Here is a 21,777-nt window from a genome sequence, read left to right on the forward strand (position 1 = left end):
GGGTCTGCTGCGCAGCCCAGCGGGAGCAAGCTCCCTCGCCACAAAAGCTCCATCACTCAAATCAGTGGTTCGATCAAAGTTCTAGCCACATATGGATTTTGTCGAGGTACTCATCGTCCACCCGGATCGCCATCGGCTCGAGGCCGTACAAGACGAAACCGCAGCGCTGGTAGAGCTTGAGCGCCGGCTCGTTGCCAGCGGTGACGGTCAGTTGCACCAGGCGCAGGAAGGTGTGGCGCCGGGCTTCGTCGAGGGCGGCCTGCACCAGTTGGTGGCCGAGCCCGCGATGGCGATGTTCGTCGGCGACGTACATGCCGAACAGCAGCGCCTTGTGTCGGGCTTTTTCCCGGGGCTCCAGGGCCAGGCCGACGATGCCGACCAGTTCTTGTTCGACAAACGCCCCCAACAGTACATCGAGCCGACTGCCCAGGCGTGACTCCCACCAGTTGATGGGCAACATCGCCCGCTCGCTGACGCTGGAGGTGAAGGCCTGGGGGTGCAAGGCATACGCCTGGAGCATCAGCTCGCGATAGGCTTCGGCATCGCCAGCCCGCAGGCGTCGGATGCTCACGCCGAACGCCGCTGCTCGAGCATCAGGCGCAGGGCCAGGGCACCGAGGACAAATCCCATGACATAGCGCTGCACCGCCAGCCAGCTCGGGTTATGGACGAACCACGAGGCGATGCCGGCGGCGAACAGGGCGATCAGCAGGTTGACGCTGAAACTGACGCTGATCTGGGTCAGCCCGAGGATGAGGCTCTGGGTGAACAGCGAACCGTGTTCCGGGCTGATGAACTGCGGGAACACCGACAGATAGAACACCGCTATCTTGGGATTCAGCGCGCTGGTGAGAAAGCCCATGGTGATCAGCTTGCGCGTCGAGTCTGCCGGCAGTTGCTGGGCCTCGAAGGGCGAGCGCGCCCCCGGCTTCACCGCCTGCCAGGCCAGCCACAACAGGTACAGCGCACCGGCCCATTTCAATACTTCATAGGCCATGGGCACCGCCAGGAACACCGCCGTCAGCCCCGCCGCGGCAGCGAACATGTGCACGAAGAAACCCGCCACCACGCCCAACAAGGACGTGACGCCAGCCTTGCGGCCCTGGCAGATCGAACGGGAGATCAGGTAGATCATGTTCGGGCCGGGCGTCAGTACCATCAGCAACGCGGCGGCGGCGAAAATCAACAGGTCCGGCAATGGAATCATGAGCATCAGTCCTTGAGGCGTGAATCAGCAGGTAGCGAGAAGTGTCGCTCGATAAAACGGCAGGATCACCTCGCCTGTCAAGGGTGCCAGCACCAGATCGCTGTCGCCGGCCGGATCGATCCAGCACACCTCTTCGATTTCGGCCGCTGGCGAAACCGCAGCGTCGATGCTCAGCAAAAACACCTCGGCCTGCACGGTGAACCCCGGCTCGTTGGCCGCCGGTGCGCTGAACACGCCCAGGTAATGGGCCTGTGCCGGGTCGATCTGCAACCCCAGTTCCTCTTCCAGCTCACGGGCCAGCGCCTGCACCGGTTGTTCATGGGCCTCGATCTTGCCGCCCGGCTGCATGAAGGCCCGGGTGCCGCGCTTGCGCACCAGCAGGGTTCGACCGTCGGGCCCGAGTAACAGGGCGGCGGCGATGCGGATGAGGGGGGTGGTCATGAGGGGTCAAAGCCTTGGTCGCGAAAATGCCAGGGAGATTACAGACCTCGGCGGCGGGAGCAAAGCCTGGCGCATGCCACAACCCACCACAGTCCCCTGTGGGAGCGAGCCTGCTCGCGAAAGCGGTGTGTCAGCCAAATCATATTTAACTGCTATACCGCCTTCGCGAGCAGGCTCGCTCCCACAAGGAATCGCAGTGACCGCTAGAACCGCATCACCCCAAAATCGGCTTCGGCGCCGAAGGGTCGGCCGCCTCTTCGGGGATCTTGACGAATACGCTGTACCGCGCGCCTTCCATCGCTTCGAAGGCAATGAGTTTTTCGATCAACGGGCCGCTCAGGACCTTGCCGGCGTTGAGCAGCAACATGCCGTTGTCGGCATTGAGGTTGCGCGCCAGAATCATCCCTGCAGTCAACTCGCGAGTGGCGGAGACTTGCACCGTCGGATCCGACAAGGTCACGTCTTCGAGGTATTCGGCACAGGCCTTGATGAAATCCTCGATCATGTCCGGGTCGTACAGCTTGCCGGCGTATTTGCGGATGTAGACCAGCGCTTCGTCGCTGTTCATCTGCCGCTCCAGGATCAACCCACGCTGCAGCTCGATGAAATCCACCGCCAGCTTCAACAGCCGCGAACCGAACGGAATGGCCTCGCCCCGAAGGTGCTCGGGAAAACCGCTGCCGTCCCAGCGCTCCTGGTGATGGCGGATGATCCGCGCCGCGTCCTTCATCGGGTCCAGGGTCATCAGCAGCGATTCGCTCTGCTTCGGATAGGCGCGGTACAGCTCCAGTTCGGTGTGGTGCAGCATGTCGGCGGGCGTGACCATCATGTTGTCGGTCCAGCTCAGCTTGCCGATGTTGTAGAGCGCCGCCGCCATGGTCAGGTCGCGGTCGGTGGACTCATCGAGAAAATTGAGCCGGCTATAGACGCGGATCAGCTCGATGATCTGCCGGTTGGTCTGCTTGGCCTTGGGCAGGCGCAGGTTGGCGATCAGCGAAAACACCTCGGTGCTGGTCACATAGCTGCGCTTGAGCTCGTCATAAGCCAGGTCAAGCATGTCGGCGGTCTGCTGCAGCTCGGAGGTGCGCGACGCCACACGTTTTTCCAGGGTGGCGTTCAGGGTCTTGAGTTGCTGGTTCTGCTCGCGGTTCAGCGCTTCGAGGCGCTGGCGCTCGCTTTCGGAGTGCTGGTGGGCCAGGGCCTGGCGCAAGGCCTGCACCAACTCCTCATCGTTCCACGGCTTGCTGAGGTAGCGATAAAGCTGCCCCTCGTTGATGGCCTTGGTCATCATGTCCACATCGGCATAACCGGTGAGCAGGATGCGCAAGGTCGATGGATACAACTTGCGGATTTCGGCCAGCAGCGTGGCGCCATCCATGTTCGGCATGCGCGCGTCGGTCATCACCAGGTCGACCGGGCGCTCCTTGAGAATTTCCAGCGCCTTGGCGCCACTGTCTGCCAGCAGGATTTCGTACGGCTGGCTGCGCAATAGCCGACGCAGGCTGTTGAGAATCGACTCTTCGTCATCGACCAGCAGCACCGTCGGCTTCTTTACCGGAACATCCGGCGATTGACCTTCCATTTGCAACCCCCTCCTGATTCACGACAACCGTTCTACCTTAGCCCCAAAAAACAGGCTAGTAGATTGCGAAGATTTAGACACATTTGCCATCAGTGGCCGAGCGCATCCCGATCAGACGACTATGCTGTACCCCATGAAGGGCCATGTATAGGCCGAATACTCATGCCAGCGAAAGGGATAGCAGATGTTCCCAAGGTTCTATAGTCCGCATCAAAACGGTGCACGGCCATGAGCCTGCCTTTGGATAAAACCAATCGGCGGATCCTGATCGTCGACGACACCCCGACCATCCATGAGGATTTTCGCAAGATCCTCAGCCCGCAGATGAGCGCCGAAGACAACCTGAGCAGCGCCGAAGAGGCCCTGTTCGGCGCGCCGGTGGCGGTCGCCGGCACGAGTTTCGCGCTCGACTCGGCGTTCCAGGGCATGGAGGCCTTGAACAAGGTCGAAGCGGCGCTGGCCCAAGGGCAACCCTACGCCATGGCGTTCATCGACATGCGCATGCCACCGGGCTGGGACGGCCTGGAAACCATCGAACGGCTATGGCGCGCCGACCCCAAGCTGCAAGTGGCGTTGTGCACCGCGTACTCGGATTATTCCTGGGAAGATATTTCCGAGCGCCTGGAACTGGGCGACCGCCTGCTTATCCTGAAAAAACCCTTCGACGCCATCGAGATCCGCCAGATGGCCAGCGCCTTGACCGTCAAATGGCAGATGACCGAAGACGCAGCGCTGAAAATGGACATGCTCGAACGAGCGGTCGAGGAACGCACCCGTGAGTTGGCCGACGCCAATATCATCGTGCAGAACAGCCCGACCATCCTCTATCGCTTGCGGGGCGAACCGCCGTTCGCGTTGATGTACATCTCCCATAACATCACCAAGTTCGGTCATTCCGCGGCGCAACTGATCGACTCGCCGGACTGGGCGCAAACCCTGATCCACCCCGACGACCAGGACAAGGTCCACGAGGCCATGGTCCGCGTCCTCGACCGCGACACGCTGGGGGCTTCCATCGAGTTTCGCATGCGCACCGGCGACGACACGTTCCGCTGGGTGGAGAACCGCTACATCCCGGTGCGCAACGACCAGGGCCTGCTGCTGGAAGTGGAAGGCATCATCCTCGACATCACCGAGCGCAAGCTGGCCGAAGAGAAGATCGCCCTGCTCGCCCGCACCGACGGCCTGACCGGGCTGGCCAACCGCGCCACCGTGATCGAGCGCCTGCACCAGGCCTTCGCCGCCGCGCGTCGGGGGGCGGCGCCGTTTGCCATGTTCTACCTGGACCTGGACCACTTCAAACGCATCAACGACACCCTGGGCCATCCCATCGGCGATCTGCTGTTGCAGGAAGTCGCCACCCGCCTCAAGGCCTGTACCCGGGAAAACGACGTGGTGGCGCGCCTGGGCGGCGACGAGTTCGCCCTGCTGCAACTGGACGTGCATGAAGCGACCCATTGCGCCGCGCTGGCGGGCAAGATCCGCGACGCCCTCGTGGCGCCGTACTCCCTGGACGGCAACGACGTGCGGATCTCGGTGAGCATCGGCATCGCCCTGTACACCCCACAGAGCCTGAGTGCCGACAGCCTGATGGCGCAATCCGACATGGCCCTGTACCGCTCCAAGGAAAAGGGCCGCAACCAGTACCACTTCCACAACGAGGAAATCAACCAGGAAGTCACCGACCGGGTCGCCCTCGCCAACGACCTGCGCCAAGCCATCGAAAACCACGAACTGCACTTGCACTACCTGCCGGAAGTCGACCTCGGCACCGGCAAGATCCTCGGCATGGGCGTACAAGTGCGCTGGAACCACCCCGAACGGGGCTGGCTGGAACCGGCGGCCTTCATGCCGGCCGCCGAGAAGACCGGGATCATCATTGGCCTGGGGCATTGGGTGCTGGACCAGGCCTGCCAGCAAATGCGCCAGTGGCGCGACCAGGGCATGGCGCCCCCGGTGATCGCCATCGACCTGTCCCTGACCCAGCTCAAGACCGGCCCGGAACTGATCTACGACGTGCTGCGCACCACCGCGCGCTGGGAGCTGGCGCCCTGGGACCTGCGCTTCGACGTCACCGAAGCCACCCTGGCCCAGACCAAGTGGACCCACAACGACGTGCTGCCGCGCCTCTGCGAATTGGGTGTGCAGATCGCCATCGATGACTTCGGCACCGAATATTCCTCGTTCGACTACCTCAAGACCTACCGGGTCAATCACCTCAAGCTCGCCCAGCGGTTCCTGGACAGTGCCAGCGACAATCCCGAAAACGCCACGACCTTGCGGGCGATCATCAACTTTGCCCGGGACGTGGGCATCGGGATCATTGCCGAGGGCGTCGAGACCCAGGAGCAACGCACCACGCTGATGTCCAGCGGCGGGGCGATGCAGGCCCAGGGGCATTACTTCAGCACCGTGGTCGACAGCGGCCAGGCCGCCGAACTGCTCAAGGCCGGCACCATCATTCCCGCGACAGACCACTGGACCCGACCAGCGAGCCAGCTATCGGAGAGCAATCCATGAACCCCATGTCGGTACCTGCCAACCGGCGAATCCTGGTGGTGGACGATACGCCGGCGATCCACCAGGACTTTCGCAAGATCCTCAGCCCCAGCGCCGGCCTCGATGACTCGCTGGACGACACCGAGAGCCTGCTGTTCGGCACCCCGCAGGTCAGCCGGCTGCAGTTCCAGATCGACTCGGCCTACCAGGGCGAGGAGGCGCTGGAACTGGTCAAGCGCGCCCAGGCCGAAGGCCAGCCCTATGCGTTGGTGTTCGCCGACATGCGCATGCCGCCGGGCTGGGACGGCCTGCAAACCATCGAGGCGCTGTGGGAGGCCGACCCACGGCTGCAAATCGCCCTCTGCACGGCGTTCTCGGATTACTCCTGGGAAACCATGTCCGAACGGATCGAGTTCGACGATCAGTTGCTGATCCTCAAGAAGCCCTTCGACACCCTGGAAATCCGCCAGATGGCCAGCGCCATGACCTGGAAATGGCAACTGGCCCAGGATGCGGCGAGGAAAATGCGCAGCCTGGAACGCACGATCGAAGAGCGCGTCCAGGAATTGCTCAAGGTCTCCCACCTGCTGCAATACGACGTGCTCACCGAACTGCCCAACAGCATGTTGCTCGGCGACCGCCTGACCCAAGCCATGGCCCAGTGCCGTCGGCATGACAAGCAACTGGCGGTGATGTTCCTCGGCCTGGACCGCTTCAAGCGCATCAATAACGCCCTGGGCCATCCGGTGGGCGATGAGATGCTCAAGCGCGTGGCGCGGACGTTGGCGACCGTGGTGCGCGAGTCCGACTCGGTGTTTCGCTACGGCTCCGATGAATTCGTCGTGGTGCTGGGGGACGTTGTCGATCCGCAGCAGATCAAAGGCGTGGCCGACAAACTGCTGGCGGCCATCAGTTCCCCGCAACCGATCGACGGCCATGACCTGAGTGTCACCGCGAGCCTGGGCATCAGCGTCTACCCGAGCGACGGTTTCGACGCCGTGGCGCTGATCAAGAAAGCCGAGACGGCGATGCGCAACGTCAAGGAGACCGGTCCCAACGACTACCGTTTTTTCACCGAGGATATGAACCGTCGGGCACGGCAGCAGCAAACCATCGAATCGGGCCTGCGCCTGGGCCTGCAACGCAAGGAATTCGTGCTGCATTACCAGCCCAAGCTCGACCTCAAGAGCGGCAAGGTGGTCGGCGTCGAGGCGCTGGTGCGCTGGGACAGGCCGGGGCACGGCATGGTCTACCCGTCGGATTTCATTCCGGTGGCCGAGGACAGCGGCCTGATCGTCCCACTGAGCCAATGGGTGCTCCAGGAAGCCTGCCAGCAGGCCTGTCGCTGGCAAGCCGAGGGCATGCGCCCGCTGTACCTGTCGGTGAACGTCTCGGCCATCGACTTTCGCCAGCGCGGCTTCGTCGAAGGCATCGCCCGCACCCTCAAGGAAACCGGCCTGGAACCGACACAGTTAGAACTGGAGATCACCGAAAGCGTACTGATGCAGAACGTCGATACCACGGTCGCCATCCTCAAGGCCATCAAGCAGTTGGGGATACGCCTGGCCATCGATGACTTCGGCACCGGCTATTCGAGCCTGAGCTACTTGCAGAAATTTCCGGTGGATGTGCTGAAGATCGACCAATCGTTCGTCGGTGACCTGAGCATCGACAGCAACGATGCCAAGCTGGTGAGCACCATCATCAGCCTGGGCAAGAGCCTGAATCTGCACATCATCGCCGAAGGGGTGGAAACCCTTGAGCAGCTTGAATTTCTCAAGCAGCACCAATGCGAGGAAGTCCAAGGTTATTACTTCAGCAAGGCCGTCGAACCACAGGCCTTTGCCGACTGGATGACCGAATGGGAAAAACGCCAGAACCCGTTTTCGTGAACACCGGAGTGTCCTCAACCAACGTTTCAAGGAAAGCATCCCATGGCGTTACATGGACTGACTCTGGCGCTCGGCCTGCTCGTGGGAATGAGCGTGGCCGCGCACGCCGCCCCACTGGACGAACCCCTCAAGCCCCTGCCACCGATTCCGACCCTGGACCCCAAGCGCGTCCAGCTGGGGCTGCGGCTGTTCAATGACCCGCGACTGTCGGTCAACAACACGCTGTCCTGCGCCAGTTGCCATCGCCTGGACCAGGGCGGCGCCGACGACAAACCGTTTTCCCTGGGCTTCGACGGCAAGCCAGTGGAGGTCAATACGCCGACCGTGTTCAATGCTGGCCTCAACTTCCACCAATTCTGGGATGGCCGCGTCGATACGCTGGAAGAACAGGTCCACATCGTCGTGACCAGCCCGGCGGAAATGGGTAGCACCTGGGAGTCTGTCGTCAAGCGAATCGCCGATGATCCGGGTTATGCCAAGGATTTCAACGACGCCTACCCCGACGGGGTGACCAAGCCCAATATCCAGGGCGCCCTGGCCGATTACGAACGGACCTTGCAGACACCCAATTCGCGCTTCGACCAATACCTGCTGGGCAATACCGATGCCCTCACGCCCCGGGAAAAATTCGGTTACCAGCGGTTCAAGGAATACGGCTGCATCGCTTGTCACCAGGGCGTGAACATCGGGGGCAACATGTTCCAGAAATTCGGCATCATGGGTGACTACTTCGTTGACCGCGGCAACCCCACCCGGGCCGACGAAGGACGCTTCAACATCACCGGTGATGAAAATGATCACCAGGTTTTCAAAGTACCGAGCCTGCGTAACGTGGCCGTTACCGCGCCCTATTTCCATGACGGGTCGGCGCCAACCCTGGAGCGCGCGGTAGAGGTCATGTTCAAGTACCAACTGGGTCGTGAGCCCCTCAAGAACGATACGACGTTGATCGTCGAGTTCCTCAAGACCCTGACCGGTGAATGGGAGGGCAAGCCCCTATGACAGTCCTCCGTCGCCTCGGCCTGGCCTTCATTGGCGTCTTGCTGGCGGGCATCCTGTTGTTCATGTACATCAACTCGGGCGCCCAGCAGGCCGCCTCGTACATTGAATCCCGTGACCTGATCCGATTGCTCAAGCAACAGGACGCCATCTGGGACAACGAAATCCTCAAGTCGCGGATCGCCCTGACCCACAACTACGACCCGCTGGTCTCTCCGCTGCACGAAATGGCACGCCTGTGGCAGCGCCTGGACGCCATCGAGGCGGAGCCTGGCCGGCATGGGCCGTCACTCTGGGAGGCCCAGCGCGACGAATACCTCAAGCTGGTCAAGGAAAAGACCCGCCTGGTGGAACAGTTCAAGTCCCATAACGCGGTGTTGCGCAACTCCCTGGCCTTCCTGCCCACCGGCGAGGACGATATCCAGGGCCAGTTCGCCCGGCTGCCCGACACGTACCGGCTGGAATTGCAGAACGTTGCCATCGACACCTACGACCTGTTGCTCAGCAGCATGGAGTTCGCCCAGCTCAGCTCCCCTGATATCGCGGCCGAGGTCCTGCTGGGGTTGAACCAGCTGGAGGTCAACAAGGAGCGCCTGCCTGAGGGACTGCTCAACTCCGTCGAAGTCCTGCGCAGACACATCGGGGTGATCCTGCGGGAACAGCCAAAGGTCAATGAATTATTAACAGGCATCGAAATGGTCCCCTTGGCCGACCGCCTGGACACCATTACCAACCTACTCGAGAAAGACCAGGCAAAAGCCGCGGCCAAATACGAGCGCAACCACGTTTACCTGCTGGTGTTCGCCACGCTGCTGGTGCTGATCCTGATCTGGCTGGGGATCCGGCTGATCCGCAGCTTTGCCGAGATCAAGCGGGTCAACAATGCCCTGCAAACCGCCAACGACGAGCTGGAACAACGCGTCGAAGAGCGTACCCGCCAACTCAAGGACACCCAGAGCGAACTGATGGACACCGCCCGCCAGGCCGGCATGGCGGAAATCGCCACCAACGTGCTGCACAACGTCGGCAACGTGCTCAACAGCGTGAACATCTCTGCCGACCTGGTCAGCCGCAAACTGCGCAGCAGCAAGGCCCTGGGGCTGGGCAAGGCGATGCAATTGATCAACGAACACACTGACGACCTCGGGCACTTCCTCACCGAAGACGCCAAGGGCAAGCTGCTGCCCGGCTACCTCAACCAACTGGTGGAGGCCATCGCGTCGGAGCAGCAGAGCCTGACCGATGAGCTGGCGCAGTTGAGCAAGAGCGTGGACCACATCAAGGACATCGTCGCCACACAGCAATCCTATGCCGGGGCCAACAGCCTGCTCGAACCGCTGGTGGTCAGCGAGCTGCTCGAAGACGCCCTGCGCATGAACTCCGGTGCCCTGACCCGCCACCATGTTACGGTGATCAAGGAATACGGTGATGTGCCGCGGATCATGGGCGACAAGCACCGCTTGCTGTTGATCCTGATCAACCTGATCAGCAACGCCAAATACGCCATGGCCGGGGTGTCCAACCATGCGCGGAACATGACGCTCAAGGCGGACGTCGTCAATGGCGAGACCCTGCAAATCAGCGTCAAGGACGAAGGCGAAGGCATTCCGGAGGAGAACATGACGCGCATCTTCGCCCATGGCTTTACCACGCGTAAGGAAGGCCACGGCTTCGGCCTGCACAGCTGCGCATTGGCGGCCATTGAAATGAACGGCCACCTCACCGCCCACAGTGAGGGGCCAGGAAAAGGGGCGACGTTCCAATTGCAGGTGCCCCTGAAACTTGCAGAAGGTGAGCCATGAACAGTATGAGTAACCGTCGCATCCTGTTGATCGACGACACACCCGCCATTCATGAAGATTTCCGCAAGATCCTCACCCCGGAAGATGAGGGCAACACGGACTTGCAGGACATGGAAAGCGCCCTGTTCGGCGAAGCGCCGAAACCTGCCGCCACCGTGTTCGAACTCGACTCGGCTTATGGCGGGCAGGAAGGCCTGAACAAATTGCTGGCGGCAGCGGCCAAGGAACGACCCTATGCCCTGGCCTTTGTCGACATGCGCATGCCCGAAGGCTGGGATGGCGCCAAGACCATCGAAGAACTCTGGAAGCGCGACCCGCAGCTGCAAGTGGTGGTGTGCACCGCTTATTCGGATTACTCCTGGGATGAACTGCTCGACCGCCTGAACGGCCATGACCGCTTGCTGATCCTGAAGAAGCCGTTCGACAACATCGAAGTCCAGCAGATGGCCAACACCCTGACCACCAAGTGGGAAATGACCTCCCGTGCGCAACTGAAAATGAACAAGCTCGAAGACCTGGTGGAACAACGCACCCAGGCGTTCAAACAGGCCAGCGAACTGCTGCAAATGGAGATCGACGAACGCAAGATGCTGGAAACCCAGTTGGTGCAATCGGAAAAACTCGCCTCGCTGGGGCAGTTGGCGGCCGGGGTGGCCCACGAAATCAACAACCCGATCGGCTTCATTTCTTCGAACCTGGGGGCGCTGGACGGCTACTTCGGCAAGCTCCAGGAAATGCTCAGCGCCTACAGCAGCGCCGAGGAGGCCATCGCCTCGCCGGAGCTGGTGGTGAACTTGAGAAAGCTGCGCGAACAGGTGGAGCTCGACTTCCTGGTGGAGGACATTCCCCTGCTGATCAAGGAATCCAAGGATGGCATCGGCCGGGTCGGGCAGATCGTCAAGGACCTGAAGGACTTCTCCCGCGTCGACTCCAGCCAGGAATGGCAGATGGCCAATTTGCAGCAAGGCATGGATTCGACGTTGAACATCGTTGCCAATGAGATCAAGTACAAGGCCGACGTGGTCAAGCAGTACACGCCGTTGCCGGAGGTGGAATGCCTGCCGTCGCAGATCAACCAGGTGATCATGAACCTGATCGTCAACGCCGCCCAGGCCATCGGCCCAGAACGCGGCACCATCACCCTGCGCAACGGGGTCGGTGACGAAACCGTGTGGATCGAAGTGGCGGACAACGGCTCGGGCATTCCCCCCGAGACCCTGCAGAAAATCTTCGACCCGTTCTTCACCACCAAACCGATTGGCCAAGGCACCGGGCTGGGGCTGTCGTTGTCCTACGGCATCGTGAAAAAACACCACGGCGAAATCACCGTCCGCAGCGAAGTCGGCGTCGGCACCACCTTCCGCGTGGAATTGCCGGTGCGGCAGATGAAGCAGGCAGGCTGAGCCCCCCGGCAGTTCAAATTGTGGGAGCGAGCTTGCTCGCGATAGCGGTGCGACAGTCAATGCAGGAGTTGAATGTGCGGCCGCCATCGCGAGCAAGCCCGCTCCCACAGGTTTTTCTGGCGCTCATAAACTGATTACTCCAGCAACACACAACCCCTGTGGCGAGGGAGCTTGCTCCCGCTCGGCGGCGCAGCCGTCGTAAAACCGGCTCACGCGGTCTGTCTGAATGCTCGCAATGACCCCATGGGGGCCGCTTCGCAGCCCAGCGGGAGCAAGCTCCCTCGCCACAATGACCCGTGTTTCACCACAAAACCAATTGTGGGAGTTTGCTCCCTCGCCACGGGCCGCATTCCAAGCTAATGTCTCGCCAGTCGCTCAACCCCAAGGAACCCGCATGAGCCTGTCGTTGCTGAGCCGTTACGCCTTCTTTGCTGGCTGTGTCATCTTCACCCTCGCCAGCCTGCCGTTCCTGCAACACGACTGGCTCTGGCCGATCGCACTGGTGACCGGGCTGTTGAGCCTGCTGGGGCTGTTCGATCTGCTGCAGAGCCGCCACGCCGTACGGCGCAACTATCCAATCCTGGGCAATATCCGCTACCTGGTCGAAGGCATCCGCCCAGAGATCCGCCAGTACCTGCTCGAATCCGACAGCGACGCCCTGCCCTTCTCCCGCGCCCAGCGCTCGCTGGTGTACTCCCGGGCCAAGAACGAAAGCGCCGACAAACCCTTTGGCACCTTGATCGACGTCTACCAGACCGGTTTCGAATTCATCGGCCACTCCATGCGCCCGGCGCCGTTGAGCGACCCCAGCGGTTTTCGCGTGACAGTCGGCGGCCCGCAATGCACCCAGCCCTACTCTGCCTCGGTGTTCAACATCTCGGCCATGAGCTTCGGCTCCCTGAGCGCCAACGCCATCCGGGCGTTGAACCAGGGGGCCAAGCTGGGCAACTTCGCCCACGACACCGGCGAAGGCAGCATCAGCCCCTACCACCGCGAACACGGTGGCGACCTGACCTGGGAACTGGGCAGCGGCTATTTCGGTTGTCGCACCAGCGACGGACGCTTCGACCCGGAACGCTTCGCCGTCCAGGCCCGGAACCCGCAGGTGCGGATGATTGAAATCAAGATGAGCCAAGGCGCCAAGCCCGGCCATGGCGGGATCCTGCCCAAGCACAAAGTCACTCGGGAAATCGCCGAGACCCGCGGCATCCTCATGGGCGAGGATTGTGTTTCGCCGTCATGCCACAGCGCGTTCTCCACGCCGATCGAACTGATGCAGTTCGTCCAGCAACTGCGTGAATTGTCCGGCGGCAAACCGGTGGGCTTCAAGTTCTGCCTGGGGCATCCGTGGGAATTCATGGGCATCGCCAAGGCCATGCTGGAAACCGGGATCCTGCCCGACTTCATCGTGGTGGACGGCAAGGAAGGCGGCACCGGCGCCGCGCCAGTGGAATTCACCGACCACATCGGCGTGCCGCTGCGCGAAGGCCTGCTGTTCGTGCACAACACCCTGGTGGGCCTGAACCTGCGAGACAAGATCAAGCTCGGCGCCAGCGGCAAGATCGTCAGCGCCTTCGACATCGCCAGCGTCCTGGCCATCGGCGCCGACTGGGCCAACGCCGCGCGCGGCTTCATGTTCGCCATCGGCTGCATCCAGTCGCAAAGCTGCCACACCAACAAATGCCCCACCGGCGTCGCCACCCAAGACACCCTGCGCCAACGCGCCCTGGTCGTCCCGGACAAGGCCCAGCGGGTCTACAACTTCCACCGCAACACCCTCAAGGCCCTGGCGGAAATGCTCGCCGCCGCCGGGCTTGAGCATCCTTCGCAACTGCAGCCCAAGCATTTGGTGCGGCGGATGTCGGCGACCGAGGTGAAGTTGTTCTCGCAGTTGCATGTGTTTTTGAAGCCGGGGGAATTGCTGACGGGTGAGGTCAACGGGGCGTTTTATTCGCGGATGTGGCAGATGGCGCGGGCGGATAGTTTTGAGCCGCGGGAAGTTGCGGCGGCTTAAGCGCCGCATAGTTACTGATACGCACCAGCTTTTGTGGCGAGGGAGCTTGCTCCCGCTGGGTTGCGAAGCGGCCCCAATTGCCGAACACGGAGTGTCAGCCAAACCACGCCGACCCGTTTGCGACTGCTACGCAGCCGAGCGGGAGCAAGCTCCCTCGCCACAAGGTCCTTAGGCCTCTCAAGTGCACTGCTTTACCCGACTTTTTACGCCGAATCCACAACGCACCTGTAAGTTCTGACAGTAGACGCCAACTTCCTCACGATTGACCATCCACCCCGATGGTTCGCTCGTCATGGAAGGTGCTTATGTTGACCCGACGCGATCTGGTTGGTTTTGCTTCGCTTTTTGTGGCATTGGGTTCGGTGAGGTTTGCCGTGCTGCGGCCGGACAATCGTCGCCAAGCGTACCTAAGGTCTAATCCCATGGACTGGACCCACCTGGCCTCGGCAATCTTGCTTGGTATGTTGATTGTCGCCACATGGCTTGCTTCCATTGCCCAAGCCAATGAACGCACTCAAAAATCACAAGAGGACGCGGCATTCATCGAACGGTTGATCGGGCAAATGACCCTTGAAGAAAAGGCCGATCAACTGACCCAACTGAGTGTACTCACCATACCCACCGGCCCAATCGAAGACGCCAATGACCCCAAAAAAATCGGCACCTCAAAGGCCGGTTCGCTATTAGGTGCCTATGGCGCCGAAAACACTCGAAGATTGCAGCACGAAGCAGTCCAAGGCTCGCGTCTGCATATTCCGCAGTTGTTCTCGTTCGATGTGATCCACGGTTTCCGCACGATATTTCCCGTCCCATTGGCCGAAGCGTCGGCCTGGGACCCAGACCTGTCGCAACGAACCGCCAGGGCCGCCGCAGTCGAAGCAACGGCCAGCGGCCTTCATTGGACCTTCGCTCCTATGGTCGATATCGCACGGGATTCGCGTTGGGGTCGAGTGATAGAGGGCGCCGGTGAAGATCCATTCCTGGGGGCTGCCCTCGCCGCTTCGCGTGTACGAGGATTTCGCGGTGAAGGTCCCCCCGACACCTCGTCAATACTGTCTACAGCCAAGCATTTCGTCGCTTATGGCGCGGCCGAAGGCGGCCTTGACTACAACATTTCCGACCTGTCCGAGCGCACATTGGAAGAAGTCTATCTCACGCCCTTTCGGGCCGCTGTCGAAGCGGGCGTCGATACGATCATGCCCGGTTTCAATGAAGTGGACAGTATGCCGATGCACGCCAACAGGAAACTGCTCAAACAGAAGCTGCGCGATGAATGGGGCTTCCAGGGAGTCGTCGTCAGTGATTGGGCGGGCATAAGGGAATTGATACCGCACGGCGTTGCCTCCGTTCCCCGAGAGGCTGCGCGACTTGCTCTCAATGCGACTGTTGATATCGACATGGTCAGCGGTGACTACAACGCTGAACTACCGGCACTGGTGCGCAGCGGTCAACTTTCACAAGACGCTATTGATGGAGCCGTGCGTCGAGTGCTTCAAGCGAAGCAGCGTCTGGGCCTGTTCGACGACCCATATCGCTACAGCGACCCTACCCGCGAAAAAACGCAGTTGCTCCAGCCCCCCACACGCGCGCTGGCACGAGAGGCCGCGCAAAAATCCATCGTATTGCTAAAAAACGACGATGCGTTGCTGCCACTCTCAAAGAATCTACGCAAGCTCGTCGTGGTGGGAGCCCTCGCAAATGACGGTGTGTCCAGCTTGGGCTCTTGGAGCGCTGACGGTCGTGCCAGCGAATCAATCACCGTACTGGAGGGGATAAAGCGCGCCGTATCGCCCATGACGGAGGTTGTCTATGTCCCGGCGGCCTCTCCCGGCAGTACGGACATCTCCGGCATTGAAGAGGTTCAGCGTGCGGTCGTGGATGCCGATGTGATCGTGGCTGCGCTGGGAGAAACGGCAGACATGAGCGGCGAAGCACGAAGCCGTACTTCCCTTGGCCTGCCAGGAGCGCAAGATGCGCTGGTCGCGCAACTGATCAAAACAGGCAAGCCTGTGGTAGTCGTCCTAATGAATGGACGTCCGCTGGCCATTCCCACCGTGGACGAACATGTTCCCGCGATACTTGAGGCTTGGTTTTTGGGTACCGAAATGGGCCACGCGGTGGCGGACGTACTTTTCGGTGATGTGAACCCCAGCGGAAAGCTACCTATTACCTTCCCGCGCACGGTGGGGCAAGTTCCTATCTATCTAGCCCGCAAAAACACTGGGCGACCGCCGAGCGGCACCAATGCATACGCCTCAAGCTACATCGATTCCAAGTGGACGGCTCTTTACCCGTTTGGTCATGGCCTGAGCTACACCACATTCACCTATGGAACCCCGAGACTCAGTAACCAGCGCTTGGCCTTCGATGAAACATTGACCGTCCAAGTAGATGTTCAGAACAGCGGTCAACGAGCCGGAGAGGAAACCGTGCAATTGTATCTACGGCAAGACGTCGCGAGCATCACGCGCCCGGTGCGCATGCTGCGCGGTTTTTCCAAAGTCAGACTCGCTCCAGGAGAAAGCACAACCGTCAGCTTTCTGCTCGATCAGGACGACTGGGCGTTGCTCAACCATGACCTCTTGCGATTCGTGGAGTCAGGCATTTTTACGGTGTTCATCGGCGGCACTTCTGCCACTGATAATCAGGCGAAGTTTGAAGTCATCACCAGTGCACAACTGACCGGCCCCGGCTCAGCCATCCCACGCACCTTGCGTGATTAATCGATGCGCTGAATGAGCCATCACGGCGTTTGCTGAGTTGCACGAACTAGTGACCGGCTGAACTCGTCTCGACCTGGGCGGGTGCCGCTTTAAGGGTAAACAGTGAGGCATTCATCTGCCCATCCACAAAGGTAACGGTCTTTTCCCAATCTTTTTCCGGGAGTGGGCTGGCATCAACTGACATCCCTACCCACCAAACCCTGTTTCCACCTTGAGTTAACACCTTCAACTGATTGAAATATATCCACTGACTTCCTTCGGAAATGAAGGCGTTCCCCCCCCGTTCCAAGGCGTCCAGATCATTGGCTTTGAATGATGAGATATAGAACTTCGGCTGTATGCCCGTGTGATTGTAATAAGCGAATGGCAAATACCAGATGGCATTATCCAATACGATCTGGTCGCCCGGCCGAGCCGCTTGCCTAACCTCAGCTGCCAACCCGTCAAGTCGGAAATCCGTTCTTAATTCAGTTCCATTCAGGCCGTCCGCTTGCCGATACACCGTCAGCAGTCCCTGTACTTCTGCTGCTGCCATAATCATGATGGCCAAGCACAAGGTCGTAGGTCGCAGCCCCACTGCATCCAGCGCGGCTGAGAGCAGAAGCGGCAACCCGACTGCAGCGAAGACCAAGTAGCGCGGAATGAATAGCGGGGCAATCAACGACATGAAGGCCAGCGCGAGGACGGGAATAAAAAAGTAACCGGTCAATAACACACTGAAGCGATGCAGACCGGTGTCTTTCCAGACCAGCAGCGCTGCGCAGGCGATCACCACCAACCAAGGCAAAACGCGAGTAAGCGACGATTGCCCCTCCCAGATTGTCATCACAGTGAACTGCCAGACAACATTCACAACCGCCTGCCAAGTGATAGCCGGTATCCAACCAAGCCCCGGCCGGCCTGAGAGATGATCGATGAAATGAGGTAGCCAGGGCAGGAACAGGACAAGGATTGCACAGTAGACCAAAATCCAGAGGCGCGCGGAGAGTACATTTGGACCCGCCTTCAAGCGACTCAGCCAATAGCACCCATGAACCAGCACGCCCAATGCGGCGAAATAATGCGTGTAAAAAGCGGCCGTCATCAACAGCACATAAATGGCTGGGAACCGCTTTTTTTCTGGTTCTTTAACCCAGCACACCAACGCCACGGTTGCGCCCATCAGCCAGAATCCGAGCAGGGTGTACATGCGCGCTTCCTGGCTGTAACGAACCGAAATCGGCAGCAACACCAATAGCAACGCAGCCATCCAGGTTGCTCTTCGCGTGGCAACCAGGCTCATCAACTTTATGCTCAGCAAAACCGAGCCCACGTCGGCTATCACACTGAGCGATCTAACAGCCAAAACCCCGTCGCCAAACAAAATCATCCAGTAGTGCAGCGTGAGGTAATAAAGCGGTGGGTGAATATCTCGTCCCGTAATAGACCAGATCTGCCACGGCTCGTGCCTGGCAAGCAGGATGCTAAAGGCCTCGTCGTACCAGATCGCCGGTGTTGTGATGCCGTAAAAACGTACGCACAGCGCCAGGACCACAACGGCTGCCAAGGCTGCGCCGTCGACGAATCGGCTGGGAGGCTTTCCTGAATAGGCTCGAAAGTTAGTCACGAATAATCATCGCCCCGTTCGCAAATGCTCTCGTCAGTTCCACGCACGCCCGACTCTCCCCGAACTATTTCCCTGATGACGTACCTCGGACGATGCTTTGTCTCTAAATAGATCCGTCCGACGTACTCACCCAACACACCAATACCAATCAGCTGCACACCACCCAAAAACAAAATCGCGGTCATCAAGGATGGATAACCGGGCAGATCGTTTCCAAAGATCAGCTTGTCCAGCACCATGTACCCGGCATACGCCAGCGAAACCAATGAAATGAAACCGCCGAGGTAAGTCCACAACCGCAACGGTACAGTGCTGAACGACGTGATGCCTTCGAGCGCCAAATTCCATAACTTCCAGCCGTTGAATTTGCTGCTACCAGCGGCGCGACCGGCGCGGTCGTATTCGACAATGACAGTGGTAAAACCGGCCCACGACAGCACACCCTTCATGAACAATTGATATTCGGGAAGGGTCTTGATCACCTCCACTACTTTACGGTCCATCAATCGGAAGTCCCCTACGTTACGCTCGATATGGGGAGAAGCGATCCGATCCAGCAAGCGATAAAACAGCGCAGCGCATCCGCGCTTCAGGTAACTGTCGGACGAGCGATCTCGACGCTTGGCAAGCACTACCTCGGCGCCTTTTTCCCATTCGGCAATAAGCTTGGGAATAACCTCGATGGGGTCCTGTAGATCCACGTCCATTGGAATGACCACGTCCCCGCTGGCGTGCTCGATACCGGCAAACAGGGCGGGCTCCTTGCCGAAATTTCGGGAAAAATTGATCAACACAACTAGGTTATCGACCAGCGCGATATCACGGGCAAGCGCATCCGTCTGGTCAGCGCTGCCATCGTTAATGAAGATGATCTCCACGCTATAACCGGCCAACGCCGGGTGCTGACGGATACTCTTGTAGAACAGTCCCAAGGTCTGTTCTTCATTGAACACCGGCACCACCAGCGAGATTTTCATGGGTGGTCTCCACGAAACACTACGAACCTAGAGAGCAGGAAACCGAACACCAAACTCAGCAGTGAAAATACCGTCACTGTCAGTAGCCCATGGACCTGCCAGCGATCTCCCAGATAACCCACGGCAAAACTGAGCGCTCCCATAACACACAGGAAAAACCCATAACCCGTCGCCGATATCCTGGCTTCGAAGGTGTAGAGCGCATTGAGGTAGTGGGAAAATGAAGCAGCCACACAGAACGCAGCAAGATTACTGATCGACTGATCAAGACCCATTGCCACGCGCAGTACAAAAAATATCTGCCAATGAACCAGCGTATTGGCCAATCCGACCAGTGAATAAGTGAGGAAAACACGCCATATCGCCTTCATGCTCGCTCCCCAACCTATGTCCACGACAAGAAAACGGTTGGCGACAACACCACTAGAAGCGCCCATGCAAGACGACCGCACTACAACTTGAACCGAATAAACCCGTACCCCATCACCAGGTTCAGCGAGAAATACAAAGACAAAGCGACCGCCATCCACCCAGGCAAATCCAGCGCATCGCCGAACGAGCCGAAGCCATAACTCAGCCCGCCCATTGCGCCATTGCCCAGCAGATAACCTCTCCACGACTCCCCGGGTCGGAAGATGTAGAGGCCACTTACATAAAACGAAAACGCCGCGGCCATGCAGAACGCAGCAAAGTTACTGGTCGCCTGGGCCAGTCCAACGGCGTCGTGCAATAGAAAAAAAACCTGGCCATGGATCAATCCATTGACCAGCGCGATAACCATCAATGCAGAAAGTCCGTTCATCTTGGTACCTTGCCATTCGCCAGTTGGCAGGTTTCCAAGCTAGTCGACAGTCCTATGACGGTCTACTGTCAGATCTTACAGGTGCGGCACCGAATCCGACGGACAGTCAGGCTCACGCCTATAAAAAACCCCAGTCATCTGACCGAGGCCTTCTTTTACGTCGCGGTTTATCTTACGAAACCGAGCTCACCGAACCCGATGCATCACCGGTCGGTTGCAATTTGAAGGTGTAGAACAACACCGTCAGCAGCACCAGGAACGCCGGGCCGATATACAGCGCTACGCGGGTGTCGGGGAAGTACGCCATCAGCCCTACCACCAGCACCAGGAATGCCAGCGCCAGATACGAGCTGACCGGGTACAGCCACATGCGATATTTCAACGCCGCACGCTCGGAAGCGCTGAGGCCTTTGCGGAACTTGAGCTGGGCCAGCAGGATCATCACCCAAGTCCAGATCGCGCCGAAAGTGGCAATGGACGTCACCCAGACGAAGACTTTCTCCGGCACCAGATAGTTGAGCAGCACGCCCAGCAGCAACGCGGCGATGGACAACAGCAACGCGCGGCGCGGTACGCCGTTGGCCGAGGTCTTGGCGAAACCGGCCGGGGCCTGGCCGTTCTGCGCCAGGCTGTAGAGCATCCGTCCGGTGCTGAAGATCCCGCCGTTGCAGGAGGACAGCGCGGCGGTGATCACCACGAAGTTGATGATGCCGGCGGCGGTCTTGATGCCCAGGCGCTCGAAGGTCATCACGAACGGGCTGCCCTGGGTGCCGATTTCGTTCCACGGGTAAATCGACAGGATCACGAACAACGCGCCGACGTAAAACAACAGGATCCGCCAGAACACCGAGCCGATGGCGTTGGGGATGGTTTTCTGTGGGTTCTTCGCTTCACCGGCAGTCAGGCCGATCATCTCCACGCCCAGGTAGGCGAACATGACCATTTGCAGGGACATCAACACGCCGGACACGCCGTTGGGCATGAAACCGCCGTGGGCCCAGAGGTTGGAAATGCCCAGGGCTACGCCGTCGTTACCGAAGCCGAAGGCGATGATGCCAATGCCGCCGATGACCATGGCGATGATGGTGACGATCTTGATCAGGGCGAACCAGAATTCGAATTCGCCGAAGGCCTTGACTGCGATCAGGTTGATCGAGCCCATGCTGACCAGCGCGGCCAGGGCCCAGATCCAGCGGGGCACGTCGGGGAACCAGATGCCCATGTACACGGCGACGGCGGTGATTTCCGCCACGCAGGTCACCAGCCACAGGAACCAGTAGTTCCAACCGGTCAGGAAGCCTGCCAGTGGGCCGAGGTAATCTTGGGCGTAGCGGCTGAACGAACCGGCCACCGGGTTGTGCACGGCCATTTCACCGAGGGCGCGCATGATCACCAGGATCGCCAGGCCGCCGATGATGTAGGACAGCATGATCGCCGGCCCGGCCATTTCGATGGCCTTGGCCGAACCGAGGAACAGCCCGACACCGATGCAGGCGCCGAGCGCCATCAGGCGGATATGCCGCTCACCGAGTTCACGTTTGAGCGGACCACCCTGGGCGGTCTCGCCATGGGGCAGATGATTGCCGACAGGCATAGGGATAAACCTCGTCTTGTTATTGGATTAGCCACCGAGTGTCCAAGGCTGCGGGCGGGTGGGCCTGCGAGCATTGCCGAAACCGGGCCTGCCTTGTGGGCAGACCGTCCTGTGGAACGACAACCTCAGGATCAGCGGGTCGTGCAGTATAAAAAGCCAGGGATAGAGAGTTTCACTGTAAAACCTGGAAAATTCAGGGATAAGCCTGCGCCTGAATCGGGTTTCCGAGAGGTCTTG

At 59.9% G+C, this 21,777-nt stretch carries 16 protein-coding genes; 7 read left to right on the forward strand and 9 right to left on the reverse strand.

Annotated features, from left to right (window positions below; translation table 11 throughout):
* Positions 1–73 precede the first annotated feature (73 nt).
* The 4 genes from HU767_RS10075 to HU767_RS10090 all read right to left on the reverse strand — a co-directional run bounded on the left by HU767_RS10075 (position 74) and on the right by HU767_RS10090 (position 3,229).
* The gene (locus tag HU767_RS10075; protein WP_186729441.1) at positions 74–571 is read right to left on the reverse strand and encodes a GNAT family N-acetyltransferase; all 498 of its coding nucleotides are present in this window, start codon (positions 569–571) and stop codon (positions 74–76) included.
* Complete coding sequence (locus HU767_RS10080; protein ID WP_186709917.1) at positions 568–1,206, reverse strand: LysE family translocator; 639 nt, start codon at positions 1,204–1,206, stop codon at positions 568–570. Before HU767_RS10080 ends, HU767_RS10075 begins: the two co-directional genes overlap by 4 nt.
* 24 nt (positions 1,207–1,230) lie before the next feature.
* Complete coding sequence (locus HU767_RS10085) at positions 1,231–1,647, reverse strand: NUDIX domain-containing protein (protein WP_186729442.1); 417 nt, start codon at positions 1,645–1,647, stop codon at positions 1,231–1,233.
* Positions 1,648–1,861: 214 nt separating this feature from the next.
* Positions 1,862–3,229 carry an HD domain-containing phosphohydrolase gene (locus HU767_RS10090; protein ID WP_186729443.1) on the reverse strand — a complete coding sequence of 456 codons (1,368 nt, stop codon included), beginning with the start codon at positions 3,227–3,229 and terminating at the stop codon, positions 1,862–1,864.
* Positions 3,230–3,457: 228 nt separating this feature from the next.
* On the opposite strand from HU767_RS10090, the gene HU767_RS10095 reads away from it, so the two are divergent.
* The 7 genes from HU767_RS10095 (at position 3,458) to HU767_RS10125 (ending at position 16,561) form a co-directional block, all read left to right on the forward strand.
* Entirely contained in the window at positions 3,458–5,749 is a 2,292-nt protein-coding gene (locus tag HU767_RS10095; RefSeq protein WP_186729444.1) for an EAL domain-containing protein, read from the forward strand.
* Positions 5,746–7,620: a GGDEF and EAL domain-containing protein gene (locus HU767_RS10100; RefSeq protein ID WP_186729445.1), complete on the forward strand. Its 1,875-nt coding sequence runs from the start codon at positions 5,746–5,748 to the stop codon at positions 7,618–7,620. Before HU767_RS10095 ends, HU767_RS10100 begins: the two co-directional genes overlap by 4 nt.
* A gap of 42 nt (positions 7,621–7,662) precedes the next feature.
* Entirely contained in the window at positions 7,663–8,622 is a 960-nt protein-coding gene (locus HU767_RS10105; protein WP_186729446.1) for a cytochrome c peroxidase, read from the forward strand.
* A complete protein-coding gene (locus tag HU767_RS10110) occupies positions 8,619–10,421 on the forward strand; it encodes a DAHL domain-containing protein (RefSeq protein WP_186729447.1) in 1,803 nt (600 codons plus the stop codon). The genes HU767_RS10105 and HU767_RS10110 overlap by 4 nt, the downstream gene beginning before the upstream one ends.
* Positions 10,418–11,824, forward strand: coding sequence for an ATP-binding protein (locus tag HU767_RS10115; protein WP_186709927.1), 1,407 nt, complete (start codon positions 10,418–10,420; stop codon positions 11,822–11,824). Before HU767_RS10110 ends, HU767_RS10115 begins: the two co-directional genes overlap by 4 nt.
* Before the next feature lie 394 nt (positions 11,825–12,218).
* The gene (locus HU767_RS10120) at positions 12,219–13,838 is read left to right on the forward strand and encodes an FMN-binding glutamate synthase family protein (RefSeq protein ID WP_186729448.1); all 1,620 of its coding nucleotides are present in this window, start codon (positions 12,219–12,221) and stop codon (positions 13,836–13,838) included.
* Positions 13,839–14,143: 305 nt separating this feature from the next.
* A complete protein-coding gene (locus tag HU767_RS10125; protein WP_238349447.1) occupies positions 14,144–16,561 on the forward strand; it encodes a glycoside hydrolase family 3 N-terminal domain-containing protein in 2,418 nt (805 codons plus the stop codon).
* A 46-nt stretch (positions 16,562–16,607) separates the two neighbouring features.
* Here HU767_RS10125 and HU767_RS10130 read toward each other — a convergent pair whose 3' ends face one another.
* The 5 genes from HU767_RS10130 to HU767_RS10150 form a co-directional block, all read right to left on the reverse strand.
* Positions 16,608–18,167, reverse strand: coding sequence for a glycosyltransferase family 39 protein (locus HU767_RS10130; RefSeq protein ID WP_186709930.1), 1,560 nt, complete (start codon positions 18,165–18,167; stop codon positions 16,608–16,610).
* A complete protein-coding gene (locus HU767_RS10135) occupies positions 18,164–19,144 on the reverse strand; it encodes a glycosyltransferase family 2 protein (protein WP_186709931.1) in 981 nt (326 codons plus the stop codon). The genes HU767_RS10130 and HU767_RS10135 overlap by 4 nt, the downstream gene beginning before the upstream one ends.
* On the reverse strand, positions 19,141–19,515 hold the full coding sequence (locus tag HU767_RS10140; RefSeq protein WP_186709966.1) for a GtrA family protein: 375 nt from the start codon (positions 19,513–19,515) through the stop codon (positions 19,141–19,143). The genes HU767_RS10135 and HU767_RS10140 overlap by 4 nt, the downstream gene beginning before the upstream one ends.
* An 80-nt stretch (positions 19,516–19,595) precedes the next feature.
* Positions 19,596–19,946, reverse strand: a complete 351-nt coding sequence (locus HU767_RS10145; protein ID WP_186709933.1) for a polysaccharide synthesis protein GtrA — start codon at positions 19,944–19,946, stop codon at positions 19,596–19,598.
* Positions 19,947–20,118: 172 nt separating this feature from the next.
* Complete coding sequence (locus tag HU767_RS10150) at positions 20,119–21,540, reverse strand: amino acid permease (RefSeq protein ID WP_186729449.1); 1,422 nt, start codon at positions 21,538–21,540, stop codon at positions 20,119–20,121.
* Between the last annotated feature and the right edge of the window lie 237 nt (positions 21,541–21,777).

The organism is Pseudomonas sp. SWRI179, from assembly GCF_014268705.1.
GTDB classification, from domain to species: domain Bacteria; phylum Pseudomonadota; class Gammaproteobacteria; order Pseudomonadales; family Pseudomonadaceae; genus Aquipseudomonas; species Aquipseudomonas zanjanensis.